General features: G+C 54.0%; 25 protein-coding genes. 9 read left to right on the top strand and 16 right to left on the bottom strand.

The window, feature by feature from the left end; translation table 11 throughout:
• Nucleotides 1-5: 5 nt before the first annotated feature.
• The 10 genes from ACN0V1_RS11470 to ACN0V1_RS11515 all read right to left on the bottom strand — a co-directional run bounded on the left by ACN0V1_RS11470 (nucleotide 6) and on the right by ACN0V1_RS11515 (nucleotide 9,154).
• A complete protein-coding gene (locus tag ACN0V1_RS11470; protein WP_417545121.1) occupies nucleotides 6-710 on the bottom strand; it encodes an ABC transporter ATP-binding protein in 705 nt (234 codons plus the stop codon).
• Nucleotides 707-1,489, bottom strand: a complete 783-nt coding sequence (locus ACN0V1_RS11475) for an ABC transporter ATP-binding protein (RefSeq protein ID WP_417545122.1) — start codon at nucleotides 1,487-1,489, stop codon at nucleotides 707-709. The genes ACN0V1_RS11470 and ACN0V1_RS11475 overlap by 4 nt, the downstream gene beginning before the upstream one ends.
• On the bottom strand, nucleotides 1,486-2,433 hold the full coding sequence (locus ACN0V1_RS11480; protein WP_417545123.1) for a branched-chain amino acid ABC transporter permease: 948 nt from the start codon (nucleotides 2,431-2,433) through the stop codon (nucleotides 1,486-1,488). Before ACN0V1_RS11480 ends, ACN0V1_RS11475 begins: the two co-directional genes overlap by 4 nt.
• Complete coding sequence (locus tag ACN0V1_RS11485) at nucleotides 2,430-3,299, bottom strand: branched-chain amino acid ABC transporter permease (protein WP_417545124.1); 870 nt, start codon at nucleotides 3,297-3,299, stop codon at nucleotides 2,430-2,432. The genes ACN0V1_RS11480 and ACN0V1_RS11485 overlap by 4 nt, the downstream gene beginning before the upstream one ends.
• Nucleotides 3,300-3,377: 78 nt before the next feature.
• Nucleotides 3,378-4,601 (bottom strand): ABC transporter substrate-binding protein, encoded by a 1,224-nt coding sequence (locus tag ACN0V1_RS11490; protein WP_417545125.1) that lies wholly within the window; start codon nucleotides 4,599-4,601, stop codon nucleotides 3,378-3,380.
• Between the two features lie 89 nt (nucleotides 4,602-4,690).
• Entirely contained in the window at nucleotides 4,691-6,304 is a 1,614-nt protein-coding gene (locus tag ACN0V1_RS11495) for a long-chain-fatty-acid--CoA ligase (RefSeq protein ID WP_417545126.1), read from the bottom strand.
• Nucleotides 6,305-6,307: 3 nt separating this feature from the next.
• On the bottom strand, nucleotides 6,308-6,673 hold the full coding sequence (locus ACN0V1_RS11500) for a DUF6285 domain-containing protein (RefSeq protein WP_417545127.1): 366 nt from the start codon (nucleotides 6,671-6,673) through the stop codon (nucleotides 6,308-6,310).
• Nucleotides 6,670-7,695 (bottom strand): phosphotransferase family protein, encoded by a 1,026-nt coding sequence (locus tag ACN0V1_RS11505; RefSeq protein WP_417545128.1) that lies wholly within the window; start codon nucleotides 7,693-7,695, stop codon nucleotides 6,670-6,672. The genes ACN0V1_RS11500 and ACN0V1_RS11505 overlap by 4 nt, the downstream gene beginning before the upstream one ends.
• Nucleotides 7,696-7,700: 5 nt before the next feature.
• Complete coding sequence (locus ACN0V1_RS11510; protein WP_417545129.1) at nucleotides 7,701-8,900, bottom strand: acyl-CoA dehydrogenase family protein; 1,200 nt, start codon at nucleotides 8,898-8,900, stop codon at nucleotides 7,701-7,703.
• Nucleotides 8,901-8,911: 11 nt separating this feature from the next.
• The gene (locus ACN0V1_RS11515) at nucleotides 8,912-9,154 is read right to left on the bottom strand and encodes an SDR family NAD(P)-dependent oxidoreductase (protein WP_417545130.1); all 243 of its coding nucleotides are present in this window, start codon (nucleotides 9,152-9,154) and stop codon (nucleotides 8,912-8,914) included.
• A gap of 330 nt (nucleotides 9,155-9,484) precedes the next feature.
• On the opposite strand from ACN0V1_RS11515, the gene cfa reads away from it, so the two are divergent.
• Together cfa and ACN0V1_RS11525 are read left to right on the top strand one after the other, a co-directional pair.
• Nucleotides 9,485-10,660: a cyclopropane fatty acyl phospholipid synthase gene (gene cfa / locus ACN0V1_RS11520; RefSeq protein WP_417545131.1), complete on the top strand. Its 1,176-nt coding sequence runs from the start codon at nucleotides 9,485-9,487 to the stop codon at nucleotides 10,658-10,660.
• Between the two features lie 34 nt (nucleotides 10,661-10,694).
• On the top strand, nucleotides 10,695-12,695 hold the full coding sequence (locus tag ACN0V1_RS11525) for a methyl-accepting chemotaxis protein (protein WP_417545132.1): 2,001 nt from the start codon (nucleotides 10,695-10,697) through the stop codon (nucleotides 12,693-12,695).
• A 22-nt stretch (nucleotides 12,696-12,717) separates the two neighbouring features.
• Here ACN0V1_RS11525 and ACN0V1_RS11530 read toward each other — a convergent pair whose 3' ends face one another.
• Nucleotides 12,718-13,659: an ROK family protein gene (locus ACN0V1_RS11530; RefSeq protein WP_417545133.1), complete on the bottom strand. Its 942-nt coding sequence runs from the start codon at nucleotides 13,657-13,659 to the stop codon at nucleotides 12,718-12,720.
• 139 nt (nucleotides 13,660-13,798) lie between these two features.
• Between ACN0V1_RS11530 and ACN0V1_RS11535 the strand changes: the two genes are divergently transcribed.
• The gene (locus tag ACN0V1_RS11535) at nucleotides 13,799-14,728 is read left to right on the top strand and encodes a 5'-nucleotidase (RefSeq protein ID WP_417545134.1); all 930 of its coding nucleotides are present in this window, start codon (nucleotides 13,799-13,801) and stop codon (nucleotides 14,726-14,728) included.
• A gap of 275 nt (nucleotides 14,729-15,003) precedes the next feature.
• Nucleotides 15,004-16,941: a TonB-dependent receptor family protein gene (locus ACN0V1_RS11540; protein ID WP_417545135.1), complete on the top strand. Its 1,938-nt coding sequence runs from the start codon at nucleotides 15,004-15,006 to the stop codon at nucleotides 16,939-16,941.
• Nucleotides 16,942-16,975: 34 nt separating this feature from the next.
• On the opposite strand, the gene ACN0V1_RS11545 is transcribed toward ACN0V1_RS11540, so the two are convergent.
• Together ACN0V1_RS11545 and ACN0V1_RS11550 are read right to left on the bottom strand one after the other, a co-directional pair.
• Complete coding sequence (locus ACN0V1_RS11545) at nucleotides 16,976-17,461, bottom strand: acyl-CoA thioesterase (RefSeq protein ID WP_417545136.1); 486 nt, start codon at nucleotides 17,459-17,461, stop codon at nucleotides 16,976-16,978.
• Nucleotides 17,462-17,549: 88 nt separating this feature from the next.
• Nucleotides 17,550-17,996 (bottom strand): DMT family transporter, encoded by a 447-nt coding sequence (locus tag ACN0V1_RS11550; RefSeq protein WP_417545137.1) that lies wholly within the window; start codon nucleotides 17,994-17,996, stop codon nucleotides 17,550-17,552.
• 342 nt (nucleotides 17,997-18,338) lie between these two features.
• Here ACN0V1_RS11550 and dusA point away from each other — a divergent pair, with 342 nt between their 5' ends.
• From dusA to ACN0V1_RS11575, 5 genes are all read left to right on the top strand, one after another.
• Complete coding sequence (gene dusA, locus ACN0V1_RS11555) at nucleotides 18,339-19,379, top strand: tRNA dihydrouridine(20/20a) synthase DusA (RefSeq protein WP_417545138.1); 1,041 nt, start codon at nucleotides 18,339-18,341, stop codon at nucleotides 19,377-19,379.
• Nucleotides 19,380-19,518: 139 nt separating this feature from the next.
• Nucleotides 19,519-20,487 (top strand): transaldolase, encoded by a 969-nt coding sequence (tal, locus tag ACN0V1_RS11560; RefSeq protein WP_417545139.1) that lies wholly within the window; start codon nucleotides 19,519-19,521, stop codon nucleotides 20,485-20,487.
• Between the two features lie 64 nt (nucleotides 20,488-20,551).
• Nucleotides 20,552-21,001: a TerB family tellurite resistance protein gene (locus ACN0V1_RS11565; protein WP_417545140.1), complete on the top strand. Its 450-nt coding sequence runs from the start codon at nucleotides 20,552-20,554 to the stop codon at nucleotides 20,999-21,001.
• Between the two features lie 24 nt (nucleotides 21,002-21,025).
• Nucleotides 21,026-22,153: a 3-deoxy-7-phosphoheptulonate synthase gene (locus ACN0V1_RS11570; protein WP_417545141.1), complete on the top strand. Its 1,128-nt coding sequence runs from the start codon at nucleotides 21,026-21,028 to the stop codon at nucleotides 22,151-22,153.
• Nucleotides 22,150-22,944: a glycerophosphodiester phosphodiesterase gene (locus tag ACN0V1_RS11575; RefSeq protein ID WP_417545142.1), complete on the top strand. Its 795-nt coding sequence runs from the start codon at nucleotides 22,150-22,152 to the stop codon at nucleotides 22,942-22,944. The genes ACN0V1_RS11570 and ACN0V1_RS11575 overlap by 4 nt, the downstream gene beginning before the upstream one ends.
• An 11-nt stretch (nucleotides 22,945-22,955) precedes the next feature.
• Here the strand turns inward: ACN0V1_RS11575 and sthA are convergent, their stop codons facing one another.
• The 3 genes from sthA to ACN0V1_RS11590 all read right to left on the bottom strand — a co-directional run bounded on the left by sthA (nucleotide 22,956) and on the right by ACN0V1_RS11590 (nucleotide 25,729).
• Nucleotides 22,956-24,347, bottom strand: coding sequence for a Si-specific NAD(P)(+) transhydrogenase (sthA, locus tag ACN0V1_RS11580; RefSeq protein WP_417545143.1), 1,392 nt, complete (start codon nucleotides 24,345-24,347; stop codon nucleotides 22,956-22,958).
• Nucleotides 24,348-24,415: 68 nt separating this feature from the next.
• A complete protein-coding gene (gene nqrM, locus ACN0V1_RS11585) occupies nucleotides 24,416-24,664 on the bottom strand; it encodes a (Na+)-NQR maturation NqrM (protein WP_417545144.1) in 249 nt (82 codons plus the stop codon).
• A 12-nt stretch (nucleotides 24,665-24,676) separates the two neighbouring features.
• Nucleotides 24,677-25,729: an FAD:protein FMN transferase gene (locus tag ACN0V1_RS11590; RefSeq protein WP_417545145.1), complete on the bottom strand. Its 1,053-nt coding sequence runs from the start codon at nucleotides 25,727-25,729 to the stop codon at nucleotides 24,677-24,679.

Below are 25,729 nucleotides of genomic sequence, written 5' to 3' on the forward strand. Positions count from 1 at the left end.
CCATATTAGGCGACCGACAAGAACCTTTCCTGAGTTGCATGATCAGTCTTCAGCTCATCACTACTGGCCTGATGAACAACCTGCCCCTTCTCCAGAATGTATGCTCGCCGGGCGTGTTTAAGTGCGAATCGAACGCTCTGATCGGTGAACAGTATGGTCGTGGTCTGACTAAGATCATCAATCAACTCCCCTATTTGCTGAACAATCACGGGGGCCAGGCCCTCATTGGGCTCATCCAGTAACAAAAGCCTTGGCTGAATCATCAGCGAACGAGCGACCGCCAGCATTTGCTGCTGACCACCGGACAAGGTCGCCCCGTCCTGGTCTTCTCGCTCTCCCAGCATTTCGTATTTCTTGAGAATATTGTCCACCGTCCAGTGAGCGACACTCCCTTTGCGCTGATACGCGGCTACTTCGAGGTTGTCCCGGACACTCAGGCTGGGGAAAATCCGGCGATCCTCCGGCACATAGCCAATTCCCGAACGGGCAATTCGGTGCGGCGGCAACCCCTGTATGTGCTTGCCGTCAAACTTCACCTCACCGGACCGCGGAGGCGTTAGGCCAATAATACTTTTCAGTGTTGTGCTCTTTCCTGCTCCGTTGCGGCCCAGTAGACAAACAGTCTCACCCTCTTCCAACTGAAGAGTAACGCCATGAAGCGCCTGGCTTTCGCCATAAAACGTCTGGATATTGCGAACATCAAGAATCATGCGCCGGTCTCCTCGGTCTCTTCGTCTTCTTCCTCACCCAGATACGCACGACGAACCTCCGGATGGCTCTTCACTTCCGATGGCGTGCCGGCAAACAACTTTTCGCCACGGTGCATCACCAGGATGCGATCGGCCACATCGAAAACCACATCCATGTCGTGCTCCGTGATCAGGAACGTGTAGTCGCCGCTGTCTGCCAGACTCTTGATCAGCCGTGTGGTTCGCCGGGTTTCATCCGGTGTCATACCTGCAGTAGGCTCGTCCAGCAGAACCAGTTTCGGGCGCGTTGCCAGAACCATAGCAATCTCCAAAAGACGCTTGTCACCGTAACTGATGACCTCCGCACGTTGATGCTTGAGGCTATCGATACCCAGGCGCTTGAGGAGCTCGACTGCCTCCTGCTGAATACCCGTGTTGCGCGACGCAATATTAAACAGCTTGCGACTATGGCCATGGTAAGCAGACAACACGACCTCCACGTTCTCCTGAACGGACATCTCAGGAAAAATATTGTTGATCTGGAACGAACGTGAAACTCCCAACCTGCTGATTTTATGGGGTGGTAAGCCAGTGATGTCTTTACCATCAAGCGTGATACTGCCCTCAGTGGGCTGCATTCGGCCAGAAACCATATTGTAGAACGTTGTCTTGCCAGCGCCATTAGGGCCAATAATGGCCATGGTTTCCTTCGATATCACTTCCAGATTGATGCCCGAGACCGCCGCATTTCCGCCAAAACGTTTGGTAAGATTCGATATGGTGAGAATTGGACTCGTCATTTCTTTATCTCCATCCACCAGTCAAGAACCGTACCCAGTAAACCCTTACGGAAGAAAATAACCATCAAGGCGAGAATGATACCCAGTACAAGCATCCAGGACTCTGTAAAGCTGGTTATCCAGGTTTCCAACAGTATGAACACTGCCGAACCAATGAACGGCCCCAAAAAGTAGCCTGTGCCACCCAGGATAGCCATCAGTATTGGCTCTGCTGACATCGACCAGTGCAGCAGCTCGGGGCTCGCCACGCGAAGGAACGGAGCAATCAGGCCGCCTGCCAGGCCAGCAAAAGACCCTGCAATCACAAAGGCCACCAACCGGTATGTACGCACATTCAGACCGGCAAATGACACCCGCTCGGGATTCTGGCGAATCGCTCTCAGGATCATCCCGAATGAACTGCGGCATATCAGATAGAGCGTTGCCGACGCAATGGCAACAATGGCCAGCACGACATGGTAATAGACAGCTGGGTTCCCCAGAGTCAGATCAAGCCCCAGCCCGAACGAACCCAGAGAGAAGCCCGCCAGTCCGTCACTGCCATTGGTGACTGAGCGCCACTGGTACGCAATAGCAAACACCATCATGCCAAAGGCCAGTGTCAACATGGCGAAATACACTTCATTTAGCCGAACGCAGAAAAAACCAATGACCAGGGCTAACAGCGCTGAGACACCCATGGATACCAGCAGGCTGATAACGAACGGCCACTCCAGATGTATTAGCACCAGTGCCATAGCATAGGAACCGATACCAAAGAAGGCGGCGTGCCCGAAACTCAGCATCCCGGTATAACCAAAAATCAGATTAAAACTGGCTGCGAACAAACCCAGAATAAGAATTTCCGTAAAAATGAAAATATAAAAATAAGAGGCAATCCAGGGCACCGAAATCAGCCCCGCAATCACCAAAGCCAGCAAGGCCCATAACACTCTGGTTTTCATGCCGTTGCTCCTTTGCCCATAATGCCATTAGGTTTGAACAACAGAACCAGTGCCATGCCCAGGAAAGGCAAAAGCATGTTCACTTCCGGGAAATAACGACCACCAAAGCCATGGATCAACCCGAGAACAATGGCGCCAAGCAAGGCTCCGGGAAAGCTCCCAAGCCCGCCGATGACCACCACAATGAAGGACTCGATAATGATCTTGTCGCCCATGCCGGGATCCAATGCACGCATCGGCGCGGCAATCACCCCACCGAAAGCCGCAAGCCAGGCGCCAAAGGCAAACACACCGGTCACAACCACCCGGGTATTAATGCACAAAACCTCAGCCATATCGCGGTCGAGCGCCGCCGCGCGCATGATTCGACCGACTCGGGTCCGATTAAACAGGAACCAGAGCCCCGCCAGTAACAGCAAGCCCATAACAATCACGAACAGACTGTATGTCGGTATGGAGCTGTCCAGAATATCCATCGACCCGGCCAGCAACTGCGGTGGTTGAACGACCTGAATGCCACTCCCCCAGATCATTCGGACACTTTCGTTAATAATTAACAGAAGCGCGAAAGTAAGCAGCAGGCTGTCTGCTACATCCCTGGAATAGATATACCGCAATAAAAACCGGTCGATGAATACCGCCAATATAGCCACGCCAAGCGGAGCCAGGAGCAACGCTGCCCAAAACGGCATACCGGCTATATTGATCAGGGTAAATGCCAGGTACGCTCCCAGCATGTAGAGCGCTCCGTGAGCAAAGTTAATGATATTCAGAACACCGAACACGATGTTCAGGCCCACTGCGATAATGAACAGCAGAAGCCCGATATCAAGACTATTCAGCAACGCCGATCCGATGCCAGTCATGAATTACCTCATTTCGTTAGGGCCGGTTTCATGGCGCCCTGCACGGACGCCACAACAAGCTTTTGGACAACCGTCAGTTCAGAGCTTGCAACCGGTCTCTTCGACAGAGCGAGCCACCTGTTCGCCGTCAAAGATCTGCAGATCAGTCAGTGTGCGGATACCGTACTCAGGGTGCATTGGGCCTGAAATCCCCCAGTTCGGACTTACCATTGCCTGATTATCTCCTTTGCGGAACGTAACCGTGCCGTTCGGCGCTTCCATACTCATACCACTAAGTGCCTTTGCAACCGCAGGGCCATCGGTCGTACCCGCTGCTTCTATTGCCTTTTTGTAGGCATGAATTGCCGCATAAGCGCCTTCAGCGTTGTAGCTGGGAGGAGTACCGTAAGCATCGACATAGGCCTTAACGAAACGGGCATTGATGTCGTTATCATAGGCTTCGTACCAGTACCGGGTAGAAAGGTGCACGCCTTCCGGCATCCCATCGCCAAGAGCAGACAGCACTTCGGTTGCTGCGCCAACGGTAAACAACACTTCGAAGTTCTTCTCAAAGAATCCGCGATTGTTGGCCTGACGAATAAAGTTGACCAGATCACCACCCCAGACAGAAATAAGAACACCGTCAGCATCCGAGTCCATCACCCGATCAATGAAGGGCGTAAAATCTTCCGCTCCAAAGCGCGGAAAATTGGTTTCCGACATCAGGTTGACATCAGGCTTGATGTCTTTGAGGTAATTCCCGAAATACTCCCAGGACTGGTGACCGAAAGCATAGTCCGGACCGATAGTCGTCCAGTTAGTGGCATCAAGTTTTCCCGCCACCAGAGCAGCGGCTTTCATATTCTGGGCAACGTTTACGCTGATACGGTAGGTAAACGCATTACACAGTTCTCCAGTCACATCGGGGGTGGCTGCGTGGGTAATAATGAGTGGTTTCTGCAGTTCCGGCATTGTCGGCACCATGCCCTGCGCAACACCGGAACTATCCAGCCCTACCAGAGCGTCGACACCTTCGGAGTAAACCAATTTCCGGGCTGCCTGAATGGCCACCGATGCTTTACCCTGGCTATCTTCATAGATCATCTCGACTTGACGACCCAGAATTCCTCCAGTGGCGTTGATTTCATCGACCGCAAGGTTGATGCCCTTCTGGGCAAACTCACCATAGGTCGCAGCACTGCCAGAGAGAATATAGATTCCCCCTATACGGATCGGGTCCTCCGCGTAACTGGTGCTTGCGGCACCAATCGAAGCAGCTGCCGTCATCGCAACCAGGATTTTTTTTGCGCATGTTTTTATCATTGTAATGCCCCTTCGTTGTTGTAGTTGTTGTCATTGGTTAAAATCTTCTGGACGCTATTGCAACCTCCTTCTGACCGCGGTCAGACCTATCATGGGACCAACGAATCCCGGAGTATATTTTTGCGGACCTTCCCCGTAGCGGTTTTCGGCAACTCACCAAACACCACTTTTCCGGGCGCCTTGAAATGTGGCATGCGCTCCCTGCAAAACGCGATAATGTCTGCGGGGGTCATCTCCCCACTGTCTTCAACCAGACTGACAAAGGCACAAGGCACCTCGCCCCATTTTTCATCGGCCATTGCTACGACAGCTGCCTCGGAAATCTGTGGGTGCTGGTAAAGGACTTCTTCCACTTCAAGGCTGGAGATGTTCTCTCCGCCGGATATGATCACATCCTTCGCCCGGTCCCGGATCTCAACGTAGTGATCGGGGTGCATAACCGCCAGATCGCCTGTGTGAAACCAGCCATTACTGAAAGCATTGGCCGTCGCGTCCGGATTTTTCAGGTAGCCCTTCATCACGGTGTTTCCCCGGATACAGATCTCACCCATGGTATTGCCATCCGCAGGCACGGATTCGCCACTCACAACATCGAGAACAACGATCTCATCCAGCCCGTGTGTAAAAACGCCTTGGCGGGACATTTTTAACGCTCTTTGCTCCAGAGGAAGGGCTTGCCATTCGGGCTGTGGCACGCACAATGCGGACGGACCAAATGTCTCGGTAAGCCCATAAAGGTGAGTAATCTGAAAACCAATCTCTTCCGCTTTGCGAATCACACTGCTGGGGGGCGCCGCTCCACCCAGGGCAAACTGTGTCGAACGGGAAAGTTTCAGCTCCTGTCGCCCAAGCTCCTGCAGTAACATATTCATAACCACCGGCGCGCCACACATATGCGTCACGCCCTGGGTCTCGATGTGGCGATAAATTTTCATCGGGTCCACTTCCCGAAGACAAACGTGGGTTCCGCCCACGGCCGTTATCGCCCATGTGTAGGCCCAACCGTTGCAATGGAACATAGGAAGAGTCCACAGGTAGACCGTCTCGGGCGTCATTTCAAACACCATGGCGTTCGTCATTGCTGCCAGGAAAGCGCCACGGTGGTGGTAGATCACGCCTTTCGGATTGCCGGTGGTGCCCGACGTATAATTCAGAGAAATGGCATCCCACTCGTCATTGGGGCGCTGCCAACTGGCCTCCGCGCTCCCCTCTGACAGAAAGCTTTCATAATTCTGCTGTGCAAGCCCATCACTCTCACCAGCCTTACTCTCGATAGAAATTAAAAGCGGCGGCACGTCCAGCTCCGAAACCGCAGCGCGCACTACATTCTCCCAGCCGGTATCATAGAACAGCACCCGCGCCTCACCATGACCCAAAATAAAGGACAGCGTCGCGGCATCGAGGCGAATGTTAATCGTGTTGATAACGGCTCCCGCCATCGGCACGGAGTAGTGGGACTCAAGCATCTCATGGCTATTGGGACTTAATATCGCAACCGTATCCCCGGGGTTAATACCTCTGCGCCGCAGAGCATCGCCCATCTGGCAGCAGCGCCGGTACAGCTCGCGATAGGAAAACCTCTGGTCGCCATCGATGACCGCTTGTTTATCCGGATACACGGTTGCAGAGCGCTGCAACAACGTCAGGGGCGTCAAAGCTGAATAATTGGCGCGTGTTCTGTCGAACTTTTTGTATTTATTCATGATTCACCGTTTCAGATAACCTGGGCTGTTTATTCCCAAGCGAGCCTCCGTTAACGTTCGAAGCAGGTTACGCAGGGCCTCATCGCCTCCATCCAGCCGACGTTCTCGAATCGCCTCGGCAAGAAATGCCTCACATTCAGCATGATGATGTGGCTCAGATCGCGCCTCCAAAAATGCGCTGACAGCCCGATCAGCCTTCTCCACCTTGGCCTGCTCATCCTGCCCAAGCTCGCGGATTGCCATACCCATAGCATTGGCAATCATCAGCGCTTCGTATTTGTGCTCTCCCTTGAGCTCTGGTGTCAGTGAGTTCATCAGCACCCGGCGCGCTTCGGTCAACAGATCGTGGATGTCCGGTTTATTGATCACTGATCGCCCTCCAATTCCTGAATCTGCGTCAATAGGTCATACTCCATCTGCGCGACCATTCGACCGGTCAGCGCCAGTTCCAACGAGCGTTGTTCGCCGGAGATGTGCCGGCGCGCTTGTTGAAGCGCGATCATCGCCCAACGTACGAGAGCCATCACTTCCCAATAACTGACAGCGGTCGAATCAATCTCAGTGCCACCGGCTTCGCGGTAACCGTCCAGAAAATCCTGCTTCTCACCGACCCCGCCCGCTTCCCGCTCATGCGCTCCAAACCGCCAACTGCGGCTACAAAACCAGCCGAGGTCCTCCGCCGGATCACTCCAGGCAGCGAACTCCCAATCCAGGACAGCGGTCAACTGTTCACCAGCCATCATGTAGTTTCCGGTTCGAAAGTCGCAGTGGCACAGCACCGTTGGACCCGGTTCAGGCGTGTTGTCTTCCAACCAGTTGAGCGCCCATTCCAGAACGGGATGGGGCTCTGCGATTTCCCGGAGGTGCCGCCGGTAAATCGCTACACGGCTCAACGCCGCGCCGTCCTGACCAGGTAATGTCAGAAAATCCAGCGACCGCACCGGTGGGCGCACTGTGTGTAATTTGGCAAGCTCTGCGCCTAGCCGTCGGACAATGTTGCGGCGTTGCTCTGCAGTTAAATCTGACTTGACCAATTTGCGGGGTGATGCGCTCCCGTCCGCCCGGGTCATGACATAAAACAACTGCCCGCTGACATCAAGATCTGCGCACAGCCAAAGCGGTTCCGGTACGGTGACCCCCGCTTTAAACGCCGCTTCCAGCACCCGGAACTCCTCGGGTCTGGAAAGGCTTTCCGCAACGCCTGAAGGGGCATCCTGCCGCACCACAAGCTCCTGAAGACCTGGCCGATCCCCACCTTCGATCTGCAAGCTCAATCCGAAGTTGTCCTGAATGGCGCCCCCGGAGAGCTTTTCAAACGTGATTACTTTGGCGCTTCGAGCGCCGGATTGGTGAACGACAAACCGGCTGAAGGCCTCCGCAAGCTCAGACATCAGGCTTATACCCCCCAACGCCAGAAATCAGCGCGCTCGGCCAACAATGTTTTTGAGAACACCATCTTGTGAATTTCCGATGCGCCATCAACCAGCCGCGCCTGGCGCGCATATCGATAGATCCATTCCAGAGGGGTGTCTTTGGAGTAGCCTCTCGCCCCACACAATTGAATAGCGGTATCTACGGCTTTGTGCAAGGTATCGGCAACCGCCACTTTCGCCATGGAGACTTCTTTCCGGGCAAAGTCACCCTGGTCCAGCTTCCAGGCCGCATGCATGGTCAGCAAACGACCGACCTGGATATCCATCGCAGCCTCACCCAAGAGCCACTGCACTCCCTCGCGCTGAGCCAAGGTCTGGCCAAAGGACTCTCGCGTATTGACATATTCAGTGGCGATTTCGAGGGATCGGCGCGCCAAGCCAAGCCAGCGCATGCAGTGAGTAAGCCGCGCAGTACCAAGGCGAATCTGGGTAAGTTTCAGGCCGTCTCCGACCTCCATCAGACGGTTCTCATCCGGAATTTCCAAGCCATCAAACCGGAGTTCACAGTGCCCGCCATGCTCTTCCGGTCCCATGATGGGAATGCGCCGAATAATCTCCCAACCCGGATCATCCTTGTGGAACATAAAGGCCGTTAAACCCTTTCTGGTGTCGTCGGACGTTCGGGCAATCAGAATGAAATGGGAGGCTGCGGCAGCGCCCGTAATATAGTGTTTATGCCCATGGATAACCCACTTGTCACCCACACGCTTTGCGCTTGTCTGCATCATGCCGGGGTCTGAGCCACAGCCGGGGGGTGGTTCCGTCATCACAAATGCGGATCGCACCGTCCCCTCCACAATGGGCTTTAGCCAACGCTCCTTCTGCGCCTCAGTAGCGACCTTCGCCAATACGATCATGTTGCCATCATCGGGCGCTGCGGAATTGAAAACCACTGGACCAAAAATCGAGCGGTTCATTTCCTCGTAACAGGCTGCCATACCCGAGATATCAAGCCCTTTCCCACCAAGGTGCTCCGGAATCTGCAGACACCATAGCCCCTCCTGCTTTGCTTTGGCACGCATTTTTTCCAGATGTTCTTGCGCAATATTCTCATGCTCATCGTAAGCTTCCGGATTACTCTCCAGCGGCAACAGATGCTGTTCCACAAAGTCTCTTATCCGCTCTCGATAAGACTCATTTTTGGCATTGAGATTAAAATCCACAGCGGGAACCTCTATAGCGAAGATTGAAGATGACCGCCACCCACCACAAGGGTGCTGCCGGTCATGTAACCAGAAAGCTCCGATGCCAGAAGCAGCAACGGGCCACACAGATCGTCTGGCTGCCCAAGGCGCCGCTGGGGAATGCGGCGAATCATCTTCTGGCCCGGCTCGGTAACGAAGAACTCTCGGTTCAGGTCGGTTTCTATATACCCGGGTGCCAGCGCGTTTACACGAATGCCGTAGCGAGCAAGCACCCGGTAAAACTTTTTCCCAACCCGCCCGCAGCGCCTGTGACAAGTGCGATCCTGCCATCGGTGCATAGAGGCCAGTTGGAACTCTCAGGATTCGTTTCATTGGAATTGTTCATTTTTCTCCCTACTTACAAAATAGATCGAGCGCTCGATTTATTCAAGAAAATAGAAGTAATAAGTTTCAAAAGATCTCGTCAATGAGCGCTAAATGGCACGTTGGGGCCTTTTCATAATAGAACCAATACTGGGAGGGGACACTGGAAACTGCAATTTGACTAAACGATGCCTTTAGTCCAGAACATAGGATAAGTCCGTCACTGCGGAGTATCCATTATGACTAGAAACCATAGTGTCCAGGCCAACTCAACCCCGGATGCGCCTGATTCAGAGCTCCATCGCGCCATCTCTGATTTGCTGGCAACCGCCGATATACACATCGGCGGCCAACGGCCCTGGGATATCCGGTTCAATGCCCCGGGCGTGATTGAGCGTGCCATTACCAAAGGCAATCTCGGATTCGGCGAAGCCTATATGGACGGAGACTGGGACGCTGATCGGCTGGATGAATTCTTCTGCCGGCTGCTGAGCTGCAGGCTGGATCAACACTTCAAGCCCCGCAAGCAACTGCTCTATTATCTCAGCGCTACCCTGCGCAACCTTCAGCAGGGCAAACGAGTGTGGAAGGTAGCCCAGGTCCATTACGATCTGGGCAATGAATTCTATAAAACCATGCTTGATCCACGCATGAACTACAGCTGTGGCTACTGGAAGAATGCCGACAACCTGGCCGCCGCCCAGGAAGCAAAACTCGACCTCGTTTGCCGCAAGCTCGGCTTGCAACCAGGCATGCGGGTGCTCGACATTGGCTGTGGCTGGGGCAGTTTTATGGGTTACGCGGCGGAGCACTACGGCGTGGAATGCGTCGGTTTCACCGTTTCCCAGGCCCAGGCCGACTGGGCCCGGACTCAATACGCCGACTTACCCATTGAAGTGAGACTGCAGGATTACCGGGAGGTAGAAGGCAAGTTTGACCGCATCGCCAGTATCGGCATGTTTGAACATGTTGGCCGCAAGAACCATCTGGAATTCATGCGCGTAGCTAACAACGCTCTCACCGAAGACGGGCTGCTTCTGCTCCACACCATCGGCAAAAACAAGTCCCGGACTGTGACAGACCCCTGGATCGAAAAATACATTTTCCCCAATGGAGATTTACCTTCCATTCGCCAGATCGCGGATGCTTCTGAAGGTCTGTTTATAGTTGAGGATCTGGAAAATTTTGGTGCCGATTACGACAAAACGCTGATGGCCTGGCACGCCAATTTCGAGGCGGCCTGGCCATCCTTTCGAGAGAGTCTGGGCGATCGTTTCTATCGAATGTGGCGGTACTATCTGTTGTCCTGCGCCGGCGCTTTCCGGGCCCGGGACCTGCAATTGTGGCAATGGGTACTGTCCAAAGGAGGTGTACAGGGCGGTTATTTGTTCAGATTATCCCAGACCTGCCGTTAACCAGAGCATCGAGCACCTAAAAAGAGATAGAACCGTGGCTGTAAACAGATTTGAATCAATTGAGCGTCGACTCGGCGTAAGCGGCAAACTCCTGATTGCTCCCGTTTTCATTCTGCTGCTTTTTGCGTTCGTCACTTTTTACAGTATCAGAGAGTTTCAAAGCCTGGACGAACGAATGAGCACCGTTGCGCGGGATTTGGCTCCGGAAACGGCCGTTGCGACGGGCGTTCTCATCAATCTATACAGGATGAGACTGTGGGTCTTTGATTATTACGTCACTGGCAATGACGAAATCCTGTCTCGCTTTGAACGGCTCGAATCCGAGTTTTTTAGCGGAATATCCGTTGGACAGAAAAACATGCTGAATTCAGACCGCAAACAGCTTGTGGATGAAATTGAGCAAGCAACATCGCGATACATTGATATTTTCAAAGCGGAATTGGTGCCTGCCAAGCAGCAAGTACAACGTATCATTACCAACGAGCTCGACAAATATGGCCCCACCGCATCGGAAGCACTGCGAAGAGCCATCGACGGGATTACCAACAGAGATCCGGATAGCCAATTACGAGTCGTTCTGGAACAGCTGACCAACGACACACTCCTGATGCGAATGACAGCACAGCGATACTTCGCAAACGGCGACGAATCCTCGGAAAAAGCCCTTGGGTATGCTATTGAGGATCTGGCCGATGGCCTCGCTTTTCTCGATATGGACACGGTCCCGCAGTACATCAGACAGTACATCGATACCGCAACAGAGGCGCTGGGAAAATACCAGGCATCGGTAGACGATCTGCTGGTCCATCAAAGAGCGATGATCAACACGAAAAACACCGAGCTTGACGTGTTGGGCCCAAAGATCACCGAGCTGGCCCGGGATCTTGAGCGGAAGGTCTTCACCGCCCTTGAAGCTGTAGCCGACGAAGCCGAAGCCGAAACCGGCACGGCACTCAGTTTTATACTCGCTGCATTCATCGCCTCTGTCATTCTGGGGCTGGTGGTTGCCTTTGTGATGAGCCGGATTATGGGCGCGAGTGTCAAACGCGCCCGAACAGAAATCCTCACGTACCTGAAAGACATTGGCAATAACAATGGCGATATCTCGACCCGGCTAACCAGCGGGCGCCCGGATGAGATCGGGGACTTTATTTCGGCGGTAAACTCGTTTCTGGAAACTCTGGAAAATACCATTTCCCGGATTGTTACGTCATCGCGCCGTCTCAGCACTGAATCGGAATCCTTGTCGGGCATAACCAACAGAACCTCAGGGAATGCCGAACAACAGCGAGATCAGATCACCCAGATGTCGGCCGCTATGCAGGAGATGGTTTCCACCTCGGATGAAATCGCGTCCAATACGAGCGACACAGATGAATCTGCGCGCCAGGCGGCCAACCTGGCAGATACGGGACAAGCGACGGTTGCGACGGCCATTAGATCCGTATCCAACCTGGCAGAACAGGTCGAAGAGGGTTCTCAGCGCATTCAACGTCTGGAACAGGAGTCGGGCGAAATTGGCGGTGTGCTGGAGGTTATCCAGGCGATTGCAGAACAAACCAACCTCCTGGCCCTGAATGCGGCTATCGAAGCGGCTCGCGCAGGTGATGCAGGCCGGGGTTTCTCGGTAGTTGCAGACGAAGTCCGTGGCCTGGCCAAGCGGGTTCAGGATTCAACCGTCGACATCGAACGGATCGTATCAAACCTGCAAAGCGGTGCGGCGGGCGCCGTGGTTGATATGAGCAAAGCCAAGCACATGGCCGGCGAGGCCAGAGAAGAAGCCTCCAAATCCGGCACCGCCTTATCAGAAATTCTGGCTGCGGTGAACCGCATCGTGGAAATGACAACACAGATCGCAAGCGCCACCGAGCAACAGCGTGCAACGGCGGCAGAGATGACTCAAAACTTCGAAGCCAGCAGTAGCGCTATCGATGAGCTTACGGACGACATTGCCCACGTTAACCAGTCCAGCAAATCGATGGCCGATATGGCCGAAGATCTGGACGGCTTGGTGCGCCGATTCAAGATCGTTTGATGCAGGTAAGACCAAATGCGGGTTAGGGTGAGTCTAAAGGCCTCGATAGCCAGGCCGCCCCGCGCACCCCGCTGGAATCCCCGTGGGCGGCCTTTATGACCGGCGTTCCACACTCTCCGCCAAACACGTACGTCGCCAACCTTGGCGGCAGCTCCCGATAGATTTGTTCGGTATTACTCATACCACCGCCCAGTACAATAACGTCCGGGTCCAATACATTGATAACGGCCGCAAGGCCGCGGGCGAGGTGCTCCAAGTACTGGTCGAGGGTTTCAACAGCCGCTTTTTTACCCTTAAGGGCATTTTCGGCGATGTCGCGTGCGGCCTGTGCCTCCCCTGTCAGCAGTTTGTGCGTCAGTGCCAGTCCGGTGCCAGAAAGAAAGGTTTCGTTACAGCCGTCGCGACCACAGAAGCAGGGGCGCAGTGCCAACTCGGCTTGCGGGGTCCAGGCCAACGGATTGTGGCCCCACTCGCCCGCAACGCCGTTAAGGCCCGTGAGAATTTGACCATTCACACTTATGCCGGCTCCGCAGCCAGTACCCAGTATGGCTGCGAATACCAGATTGTGGTTTTTGCCTGCGCCATCAGTGGCCTCGGAAAGCGCCAGGCAATTGGCGTCGTTGGTGAGAGTGACCCGCCTTTGCAACAGGGCGCGCAAGTCATCCTGCATGGGTTGTCCGTTGAGCCAGGTGGAGTTGCCGTTCTTCACCCTGCCAGTGATGCGGGAAACGCTACCGGGTATGCCAATGCCCACGGGCAAACCGCTGACCCCGGCCTGCAATTCAGCGTCCAGCACCAGTGTTTGTATGGTTTGAAGAGTGGCATGGTAATCTCCCACAGGTGTCGGCACGCGTTTTCTGAAATGTTCGCTGTTCTTGAAATACTGGTCGCCCTGACGGTCAATCAGGATGACTTCAGTTTTGGTGCCACCCAGATCAATACCAATATGCCAATTGCTGTGCATGGAGCATTTCTCCTCGAGGCTCAAGCTCGCTCAGCGCGCGTCCACTCATTCATTAGGCCACAAAATACGGTATTCTGCTCTCGGCTACATCCATTAAATGCCTGCAAAACATACCTGCAAAAAGAGGAATTCCCTTCCGATGCCCTACCCCATCGAAGACAAGCTCGTTATTGCGGTTGCCTCCAGCGCTCTGTTTGACCTCTCCAGGTCTGATCGTGTGTTCCGGGAACAGGGTGAAAAGGCCTATCGGAAATATCAGGAGGCCCACCTGGATGAGCCTTTGCGTAAGGGCGTTGCCTTCCCGTTTGTAAGGCGTTTTCTGAGCGTGAATCAGAAGTTTCCGGAGCAATGCCCGGTGGAAGTGGTGTTGCTGTCGCGAAACTCGGTTATTACCGGAAAGCGGGTATTCCACTCCATTCACCACCACCGCCTGGATATTTCCCGCGCAGCATTTCTGGAGGGCAAATCACCCTATGCCTACATTCCAGCGTTCAATGCATCGCTGTTTCTCTCAGCTAACGCGACCGATGTAGGCCAAGCAATAGACTATGGCTACGCAGCTGGCACGGTTCTGCCGAGTAAGGTTGTGGATGATGAGGCTGATACGGAGCTGCGCATTGCTTTCGACTTTGATGGCGTGATCGCCGATGACGCCTCTGAGCGGGTATACAAAGCCGGCTCATTGGAAGACTTTCAGGAGCACGAGACGTCTTGCTCCCAAATCCCACATAGCCCCGGCCCGCTTGCAGATTTGTTCCGGAAGCTTTCACACCTGCAAAAACTGGAAGACCAGGCTTTAACGGACAATCCCGACTATCGGCGGGTATTGCGAACCGCCATTGTGACGGCCCGCAATGCGCCGTCCCATGAGCGGGTGATTACAACGCTGGAGCACTGGGGCGTGGATGCCAATGAGGTTTTCTTCTTGGGGGGCATGAAGAAAGACCGGATTCTGAACGTGCTCAAACCCCACATGTTTTTTGATGACCAACGATCGCACCTGGAATCCGATGCCGGCGATATTCCGATGGTGCATATTCCGTTTGGAGTGGCGAATATGGAAGCTTGAAGATGTCGCCAGACCTCTGGGCCAGCCCGAGCATCGGTCACTACTTAGGCACAACCCAAACCTGCATTTAAACCGCCTGCGCTTTATCGAGACTTGGCACTACACTAATAGTTCGAGATTTCCGCTATCTCTGGTTTTAATATCACCCTCCCAAGACGAGAGCTATGAATAACTACAAATCTACATTTCTCTTTTTGAGTGGACTAATAACACTCCCATTCACAATGACGGCTCATGGGCAATCTGCCGCCGACATAGTCGTGACGGCTCCAGTGATGGAGCGTGCTTTATATGAAACACCGGCAGCCATGTCGATCGTTCAGCAGGACGCCATTCATAAAGGCCAGCCCAGGTTAAAAATGGGTGAGACTCTGGGTCAGGTTCCGGGCATTTTTCTGCAAAATCAGGAGAACTACGCCCAAGGTGAACGCATAGCCATACGTGGATTTGGAGCGCGAGCGCCTTTTGGCGTTCGGGGTATTACGGTTGTCGTTGATGGCATTCCCTACACCCTGCCGGATGGGCAGGCCCAGTTGGACGCTATCGACCTCGACAGCGCCGAGCGCATCGAAATTATTCGGGGCCCGGCCTCGGTTCTTTATGGGAACGCAGCGGGTGGCGTTATCAGCGTAACCACCGCAGACGGGCACCGTAAGCCCGATGAAACATCGGTTCGTGTCACCGGCGGAAGCGATAGCTTTGGCAAGATCTCAGTAAAAAACAGCCAAAACAACGGCCCCTGGTCACACAGCGTAAGCGCTTCTGCGCTGAACTATGAAGGCTATCGCGATAATGCCAAGGTGGAGAAATACCTTCTCAATACCAAATTGCGCCGCGAGCTGGGTAACGACCGTTCGCTGACCGCTATCCTGAATCTCCTGGACAACCCGCGCTCCGAAGACCCTGGCGCCCTGACCGCTGAGCAGGTTGAAACAGACCGGTCCCAGGCCGGGCGTTTTACGGAAGAGTACGGCACGGGGCAAACCGTCGATCAACAAGTGTTTGGCCTGCAATATCAGGATCTATCTATGGGACCAGGCGAGTTCCGGGCCAAAACATTCTATCTGCGCAGGAACTTTGAGCAGCAACTGCCCTACCCTGGTGACAGCCGCATCGATTACGATCGGGATTATTTTGGAGCAAGGGCTGATTATCGGCAGTCGCTTGAACTCTCAGGATTTCCTTTTCGCTATGTCACGGGTGTGGAAGCCCGTGAACAACGGGATGACCGTATCCGCCGTCAAATGAGCTTCGCCGGTGATCTGCAAGGGCGGACCGCAGATGAACTACAAACGGCAACCACTTTGGGCGCCTTTGCGCAAGGCGACCTGAACCTTACCAATCAATTGATCCTGTCGGTTGGCGGTCGTTTCGATCGAACTCGCCTTAAGGTTGAAGATGATTTTTCGGCGGATGGGGACCAAAGCGGGAGCCGAACGTTCAGGGAATGGAGCGGATCTGCAGGTTTGAGCTATCGTTACCGGCCATCCCACCAGGCATACGCCAATATCAGCACGGCCTTCGAAACGCCGACGTTCTCGGAGTTTGCCAACCCATCTGGAGTGGGTGGGCTCAACCCGGAGACCGAACCGCAAAAATCTCAAAATCATGAACTGGGGCTGCGCGGTGAACTGAGCAACGGCATTGATTATGACCTCACGCTGTTCTGGGTTGATGTTCGCGATGAACTGATCCCCTATGAGTTGCCGGGGCCCGATGACCGAACTTTCTACCGCAATGCCGGGGATACAACCCGCAAAGGCATCGAGGCGGCGGCCGGTTGGCTTTTTTCACCAAGCTGGCGTGCAGAAACCGCACTCACTCTGGCCAGCTACGAGTTTGATACCTACCGTTCTGGAAGCGACCGTTACGATGGCAACCGATTACCTGGCCTGCCCGAGCAGGTTTGGTCCAACCGACTGACATGGCAAGGCTTAGGCGGCACTTTTGCCACACTGGAGGCTCGTTATATCGGAGATATAGTCGCAGACGATGCCAATGAGGTAAAAGTCGACGATTACTGGCTGGTAAACCTGCGGGGCGGCAACACCCTATACGCCGGCAGAAATCTTCTTTTGAAAGGTTTTGCGGGCATTCGCAACCTGGGCGACAAGGATCACTTCGCTAACGTTCGCATTAACGCCAGCAATGACCGGTACTTTGAGCCCGCCGCAGGGCGCACCTGGTACGCCGGGCTCGAGTTTGTTTTCTGAATACCTAAGTGCTGAGGCCCGCAAACCAAGCTCATTATACCTTTGGGGCTTCAAGTGCTTTGTAACGTTCCGCTAACTCAGCACGAATCGCACGACGCTGCTGGCCGTTAGCGAAGCGTCTGATTTCATCAGGAGTGCGTGGCTCCAGTTTTGGCACTTTCACTGTTGCCCCGGTCTCATCAACCGCCACCACAGTAAAAAAGCAACTATTGGTATGTCTGACCAGCCTTTCATTGATGTTTTCCGTGATCACTTTTATACCCACCTCCATTGAGGTGTTTCCTGTGTAGTTTACGCTGGCCAGAAAAGTAACCAACTCTCCCACATGGACAGGCTGACGAAACGTCACCTGGTCGACCGACAGGGTAACGACATAATTGCCTGCATAACGGCTGGCGCACGCATAGGCCACTTCATCAAGATATTTAAGCAGCGTGCCGCCGTGAACATTGCCAGAAAAGTTGGCTTTATCAGGCGTCATTAAAACAGTCATTGTTAACGTTGCTGAACCAAGAGCCATAGTGTTCTCTTATTAAATGAACCGCAGAGTTGACCCTCAGAATCAGCGATAGTGCGACTACCGTCAACCGTAACATCAATAATGGAACCTAGCCCGCTTCCACCATTGGCTCTGCCGTAGCCCAGCGTGAGCTTTGCTGTGACGACACGGCCTGAATCACGCCCGAGACAATAATCAATACGCTGAGTCCTGATAACCGCTCGCCCATAAAAAAGTGTGCAACCGTGGACGCTGTAACAGGGGCCAGGTACAACAACATAACCGCGTTCGCCATACTGGTGTAATTCAAAGCCATTACATAAAAGACCACAAAGCATGCGAGGAACGCGCCTGTCACCAAAACTTTAATACCAGGCCAGGTAAATATTTTATCTTTCTGGCCTGTAAACAGAAGGAAGAAACCCATTAAAACGGCACCCAAAAACAGGCGATAAAACGTAACCGTTTCGGCACTGACATCGGCATAAACCGCAACCGCGCCAATTGTGCCCATGAAAACGGCCGAAAGAACGGCCGCTAAAATGTGTGGATTCATTCGTTCAAGGTTCCTTGTAAAGCCCGGGAAGGCATGGATTATCAGCGTTTTGTCTGGACTGGCCTGAAGAAGAAAAAGCAGCGATATAAAGGCGCAGATCGGTAAGGTTATCTTTAATAGATGTCAGGATGTGATAGGGGTTATCCATATTGAACACTGCCAAGTGCAGCAGGCTGATCAGGAGATCGGCTATTGCTGATAGTACAAAACATACACAATAAACCAAAGAATCCGATTTCCTGATAGAATCCCGGCTCAAACAATCCGTTCTGTCGAAGCTTTCAGGCCAAACGCCTGTCTTCGGGTTGTGACCCCGCATAACCGGTCCGATTTGAGCATTTAATGATCCAAGATACATCTTTCGAAAACAACGGGGTCAAGCCATCCCGCCGCTTCTGCGTAGCGCCGATGATGGATTGGACTACCCCGCAATATCGTTACCTCGCACGCCTGTTAAGCCGGCATACGCTGCTCTATACCGAGATGGTCACTACAGGAGCACTGATTCACGGAGATACTGAGCGGTTTTTGCATCACAATCCTGCCGAATGCCCGCTGGCACTCCAGCTTGGCGGCAGTGATGCAGGTGAGCTGGCCCATTGTGCTCGATTGGCGGAGCAGTTTGGTTTCAGTGAGGTAAATCTGAACGTTGGCTGCCCCAGCGACCGGGTTCAGAACAACATGATCGGGGCGTGCCTGATGGCACACCCGGATAAGGTAGCTGAAGGCGTCAAAGCGATGATTGAAGCCACGCAGCTTCCGGTTACCGTCAAGCACCGTATTGGCATTAATGGCCGGGAATCCTGGGACGATCTTTGCGAGTTTGTGGACAAGGTAAGCGCCGCCGGATGCCGGACATTTATCGTGCATGCCCGTATTGCCGTACTTGAAGGCCTGAGCCCCAAGGAAAACCGGGATATTCCGCCGTTAAAGTACGATTGGGTGTACCGCTTGAAGCAGAAATATCCGCACCTTGAGATCGTTATCAACGGCGGCATAAAAACCTTTGAAGAGTGCCATGAACATTTGCGGCACACCGATGGCGTGATGCTTGGCCGCGAGGCATACCACAACCCCTGGCTTCTGGCGGGCGTGGATCCGGAGTTCTTCGGTTGCGAGACCGCCACGGCCTCACGCCATGACGCCCTCAGGGCCATGTACCCGTTTATCCAGAGCGAACTCGAGCGCGGAGTTTTCCTCTGCCACATATCCCGGCATTTGCTGGGGCTTTTTCACGGTGTACCCGGCGGGCGCCAGTTTCGTCGTTATATCAGCGAAAACGCTCATAAGCCCGGCGCAGGGCTGGAGGTCATTGAGACCGCTCTGGAGAAGGTTCACGAACCCGCGCAGCCTATGTTAAATGAAGAGACAACCAGCGCCTGACCGCGACCTTAACGCTTTATTGCCAGAACCTTACTTTTTGCTGTCTTGTTCCTGTCTTTACAGCCCGCTATTGTAGACCTATAACCAGCACCCGGGATTCGGATGTGCTGATACAACATCAATCCGGACGACAGTACGAATGGCCAATAAACTCGAACAATTGAAGACGATGACAACGGTAGTCGCCGACACCGGCGATATCGATGCCATCGCCCAATGGCGCCCGCAGGATGCGACAACAAACCCTTCATTGTTGCTCAAGGCAGCCGCTTCCGATGCCTACCGCCCTATGCTGGCAAAGGCGGTCGCCATGGCCCGCAAACAGGGTGGTTCCGACGCCGAGCAGTTAACGGTGGCAACCGATATGCTGGCAGTTCTTGCGTGCCAGGAAATACTCAATCTGATTCCGGGTGTGGTTTCAACGGAAGTCGACGCTCGATTGTCATTCGATACCGAGGCCACGCTCAAGCGCGCACGCCGCCTTATAGAGCTCTATGACCAACAGGGAGTCGATACCCGCCGGGTTCTGATCAAGATTGCTGCCACCTGGGAAGGCATCCGTGCGGCGGAAATACTTGAACAGGAAGGCATACGCTGCAATCTCACTCTGTTGTTCTCATTTGTACAGGCTGCTGCTTGTGCTCAAGCCGGTGCGTTCCTGATTTCACCTTTTGTGGGTCGCATACTGGACTGGCACCTTGCCAGCAGCGGGCGGGACCACTTCCCTGCCGCCGAGGACCCCGGTGTACGTTCAGTCGCCCGCATCTATAATTACTACAAAGCCAATGGCTACAGTACGGTGGTTATGGGAGCGAGTTTCCGGAATACCGGGGAAATTGAAATGCTGGCGGGCTGTGACCGCCTGACCATCAGCCCTGCGTTGTTGCAGGAGCTGAAAAACGACAACGGGAGCCTGGAACAAAGACTCTCTGCAAATGGAGCAAGTTCACAAGACGGTTTCAGTATTCTGGATGAGAAACGGTTTCGCTGGGAGAGCAACGAGGATGCCATGGCCACTGAAAAACTGGCAGACGGCATTCGTCGCTTCACCGTCGACCAGATTGAACTGGAGGGCCAGGTTCGCCAACTGGCCAGTAAAGCGGCCTGATTACGACGCGCCTTCAAGGCGCTCTTGATGCAATCTCAACGCACCTCAATGATCGTGGCAGATTATGATTGAAAGCCTGAAAAAACTGTTTAGTACGCCGGAAACAGAGGACCATAAACCCGATGCTCGCGAGATGGCGATTGCAGCAACCGCTTTGATGGTGCAGCTTTCAAGGGTGGATAACGACGAAGACGAGCGCGAGCTGCAAGCTATCGTAGACTGTGCGATAAAAGCTCATCACTTGACCCGGGAAGAAGCTGAAGAAATTCTCAGCCATGCCCTGGAGCAGGCGGACCACGCCACCTCGCTGTATGAATTCACAGAGCAGATCAACGAGTCTCTGGGCCAGGAGGACAAGCAGTCATTGCTGGAAAATATCTGGCACGTTGCGCTCGCCGATGATCGCGTCGACAAGTACGAAGAACACCTTATTCGCCGTATGGCTGACCTGCTGCATCTTAACCATCGGGAATTCGTACAGGCGCGACACAAGGCCGAGAGCGCACGCTCCTGACCGGCACATAACAGAGGAAGCCCCATGCTAGCCATTCTTCATCCCAACACGCCTCTGGACAGCGACGCCTATCGCCAGACGATGCATTTTCTGGAGCACCTGCCGGGTGTGACTGTGCGGGTGCATGAGATTCAGGGCGTCAGTCAGCGGCTGACCGAAGTTTACCTTCTGGGCGACACCAAACCACTTGATATGGCAGAAATCGAAGCGCTACCGGCTGTCGAGCGCGCCATCCGCATATCCGAGGATTACCGGATACTGGGGCGTCACCGGGATGACAATCGGCAAACGGGCTTCAGCTACAACGGCGTGGACTTCAACCAGTCCAATCTAAACATTTTTGCCGGGCTGTGCGCTGTCGACATTCCCGAGCACGTTGAAATGATGCTGAAGGCACTAGAGGAACACGGCGAAGTTTGTACCCGCATGGGTGCCTACAAGCCCCGCACCAACCCCTATTCGTTTCAGGGGCATGGTAAGGGCTGTCTACCGTGGGTTTTCGAGAAAGCCGGCAAACACGGTATCAAAGTGATCGCCATGGAGATCACCCATGAGAGCCACATTGAGGAAATTGATACCTGCCTGGAAAAACTCGGCCAACCAACCGGGGTCATGCTTCAGGTCGGTACCCGGAACACCCAGAATTTTGAACTGCTCAAAGCCATTGGCCGGCAAACCACGTACCCCGTTCTGCTCAAGCGCGGGTTCGGCATCACGCTGAATGAATCCCTGAATGCAGCGGAATATCTGGCCAGTGAAGGCAACGCGAACGTTGTTTTCTGTTTGCGAGGCATGAAAACCGAAGCCGGCCAACCGCACCGTAACATGGTGGATTTCGCCCATGTACCGGCGGTTAAACGGCTGACGCGCATGCCCGTTTGTGTCGACCCCTCACACTCGGTAGGTACCCGCGAGAAGGCGCCGGATGGCATCCTGGACGTAATGCACGCAACCGCACAGGGCGTGATCGCAGGCGCCAACATGGTTCTGGTGGACTTTCACCCCAAGCCCGAGAAGGCTCTGGTAGATGGCCCGCAGGCCCTGCTGATGGATGAGCTGTCGGCCTACCTGGAAGACATACGCCTGTGTCACGATACCTGGAAAAAACGCCAGGCTATTTATCAACGCTTGAGAGGTAAAACACCGGAATGATTGTCTACGGACACCGGGGCGCCAAAGGTGAAGCCCCAGAAAATACCCTGCCCGGATTCAGGCACGCCTACCGACAGGGCATTCGGCATTTTGAGCTGGATCTGGTGCTGTCGAAGGATGGCAAGCCCGTACTTGTGCATGATCTCACCACCGACCGCACTACCGACCAGAAAGGTAATGTTGGCCAATACACGGCTGCGGAGCTGGCAGCCATGGACGCTCGCCGGAACACAAGCACATGGCCTGTAAGAGCGGGTATTCCGACACTGGAAGATTTGCTGGACCAGTTCAGTGATGTCGAGCACTTCCAGTTCGAGGTAAAAAAAGATTCTCGCGCCAGGCTTAATATTCTGTGCAACCGGTTAACGGAAATTATCCAGCATCGCAACCTTTACCAGACAGCAGCGATTACCTCGTCAGACACTTGGTTTCTGAAAGAAATACGCAGAAGAAATAAGCGCATACACACCGGGCTGGTAACAGAACGTCGATTCCCGAGGCCGCTTCGCATAGCAACCGGGCTGGGTTGTGACTACTTGTGCATTAACTGGAAGCTATGCTCGCCAGAGCTTGTGGAGAATGCTCACCGCAGGGAAATGCACGTCTCCTGCTGGACGGTTAACCGCATCCAGGACATGCTTCAGCTCGAAGCGATGGGAGTCGACAGCATTATCACGGATTACCCTACCAGCACGCGGATGTTCTTTGATAACCGCGCAAGCGCCTCGCTCACGCTGCCTGGTCGTCAGGAAAACAAAACGGCGGGTAATGAGGCATTACCCGCAAGCTGAAACAAGATCGTTCAGAAGATCCGGTTCAGGCCGTTCAACGCAGCTACCCGATAAGCTTCCGCCATGGTCGGGTAGTTGAAGGTTGTGTTTATAAAGTAATCGAGAGAGTTGGCCTCACCCTTCTGGTTCATGATCGCCTGGCCGATATGAACGATCTCGGCTGCCTGGTCTCCAAAGCAGTGTATGCCCAGAATCTGTCGGGTTTCGCGGTGGAACAGGAGTTTCAGCATACCAACGGCTTCGCCGGTAATCTGTGCCCGGGCAAGGTCCTTGAAAAAAGCCTGACCGACTTCGTAGGGCACCTTGGCCTCTGTAAGCTCACGCTCGGTCTTGCCTACAGAACTGATCTCGGGAATTGTATAGATGCCCGTGGGTACGTCGGACACAAACCGGAAGTACTCATCCTGAACAATCGCCGAGGTTGCAGATCGACCCTGGTCATAAGCGGCACTGGCGAGGCTTGGCCAGCCGATGACATCACCGACAGCGTAAATGTTTTCCACCTCAGTGCGATAGTGCTCATCCACCGACAATTGGCCGCGACCATTGGGAACCAGCCCGACCGCCTCAAGCCCGAGTTTATTGGTGTTCCCTGTTCTGCCATTACACCAGAGAAACGCATCCGCCCGGATCTTCTTGCCGGATTTCAGGGAGAGCACGATACCGTGATCATCACCATCCACAGACGCATACTCTTCGTTGTGGCGCACCAGCACACCATTATTGCGCAAGTGGTAGCTCAGAGCATCCGAGATTTCATCATCAAGGAATGACAATAGACGGCTGCCTGGGTTGATCAGATCAACTTTCACACCCAGACCAGCAAAGATAGACGCGTATTCCGAACCGATAACACCAGCACCATAAATGACCAGCGTGCGAGGCGTATGAGACAGGTTGAGAATCGTATCCGAGTTGTAGATCCGGTGATGGCGGAAATCCACATCAGGCGGCAGATAAGGGCGTGAGCCGGTCGCAATCACTACCTGTTTGAAGTTCAGTGTTTCGTCGGACGTGCTACCGCGGACTTCGAGCCGGTTGTTATCGAGAAACGACGCGCGTCCGTTGATCAGATCCACACGGTTACGGGAGTAAAACTGGGTTCTTAATTTTACCTGTTTGCCGATAACCTTCTGTGCGCTTTGCAGTACCCGGGGAAACGAGAACCAGCGGGGCTCTCCGATATCCCGGAACATCTGATTGGTGTTGAAGGTAATGATCTGCTTGACCGAATGGCGCAAAGCCTTGGAAGGAATCGTGCCCCAATGGGTGCAGTTGCCTCCCACTGTGGGCTTGTCTTCAACGATAGCAACACGCTTGCCATGCTTCGTCGCATTCATTGCCGCACCTTCACCTGAAGGTCCAGCACCGATAACGACGACGTCGTAATGATGTTCCGCCATGCGCGCAGTGACTCCTTATCTACGTCGTGAAAAAGTAATTATGATTATTGGGAATCCGCCAACCTTTACTACTTGCGACCCGCTTTGCTCGCATCGTAGGCCAGTTCTTCGGGCGCTACGGCCTCTGAAGCCACACGCTGGCTTTCCTCTTCGCACTTCTGGGTGTTGCCACCGCAAATATCACAGGACGAACTGATGCCTAGCGCACCGATACCGCCACAGGTGCCGCTGATCGGCTTGCGACCAAAAATGACGCCAACAGCCATGCCAGCTACCAGCAGAACCACAATCAATAAAACCAGAAGAAAGGTACCCATGTTGCGCTCCCCTTACTGAGTAACGTAGGACGAAAACGCCGGAGTCTGATGTCCCTCAAACCCGTTTTCCGTCCGGATAATAAAATAGGCGGGGATATTCTCCCTCGTTGCAAGCGCACTCGCGCGCTCATAACCCATCACCGTGAAACCGGTTGCCAGTGCATCGGCGGTCATGCTGTCATCTGCGATAACCGTTACAGAAGCCAGATGATGTGCTATCGGCTGTCCGGTTCCAGGGTCTATTGTATGGGAGAAACGGCGCCCTTCCGATTCGTAATAGTTACGATAGTCTCCGGAGGTGGCCATCGCCCGGGAAGGCAGTGAAACAACAAGGTTTACCCTATGCTCTGTGCTTTCCACCGGCTGTTCAATAGCAAGCCTCCACACGTCGCCGTCAGGCTTCTTCCCGCTGGTGCGGATTTCCCCGCCAATTTCGACAAGATACGCTTCTATGCCTTCGCTATCGAGATAACGGGCCACGACATCAACACCATAACCTTTTGCGATCGCAGAGAGATCGATGTATTGGGGCACGTCCGCCTTTACCGCGGGCGGCTCAGGCCGGAACGCAAGATGCTCGTAACCCGTTGTGGCCAGGGCTCGAGCCAGGCTCTCTTCAGAAGGAATCTGTTCAGGCCTTGCATCTGGCCCGAAGCCCCAGAGATTCACTAGTGGCCCAATGGTCACGTCAAACGCGCCGTCTGTCAGCCGCGAAATCTCATCCGCTCTGGCCAACACTTCAAAAAGTTCATCCGACACAGGAATCCAGTCCGATTGATCGTCCCGGCGATTCAGTTTTGACAGCTCCGAATCCTCTCGCCAGGTCGACATGGACACATCAACGTGTTCAAGAGTTTCGTCGATGCCTTTGGCCAGCGCCTTAAGTTTTTCGTGATCTTCCGGTAAGACAACGCTGATATGGTAGCTGGTACCAAATACAGGCCCCGAAATCTCCCAGACTTCTTCATCTGGCTGAAACGAGCAACCCGCCAGGGCCACCAGTGTCAGCATCATGAAAACGCTGGCAAAAGCCACCCGGGCGGGTTGTAACATACGGGATGTCAT

The sequence above is a fragment of the Marinobacter sp. genome, from assembly GCF_048266785.1.
GTDB lineage: Bacteria > Pseudomonadota > Gammaproteobacteria > Pseudomonadales > Oleiphilaceae > Marinobacter.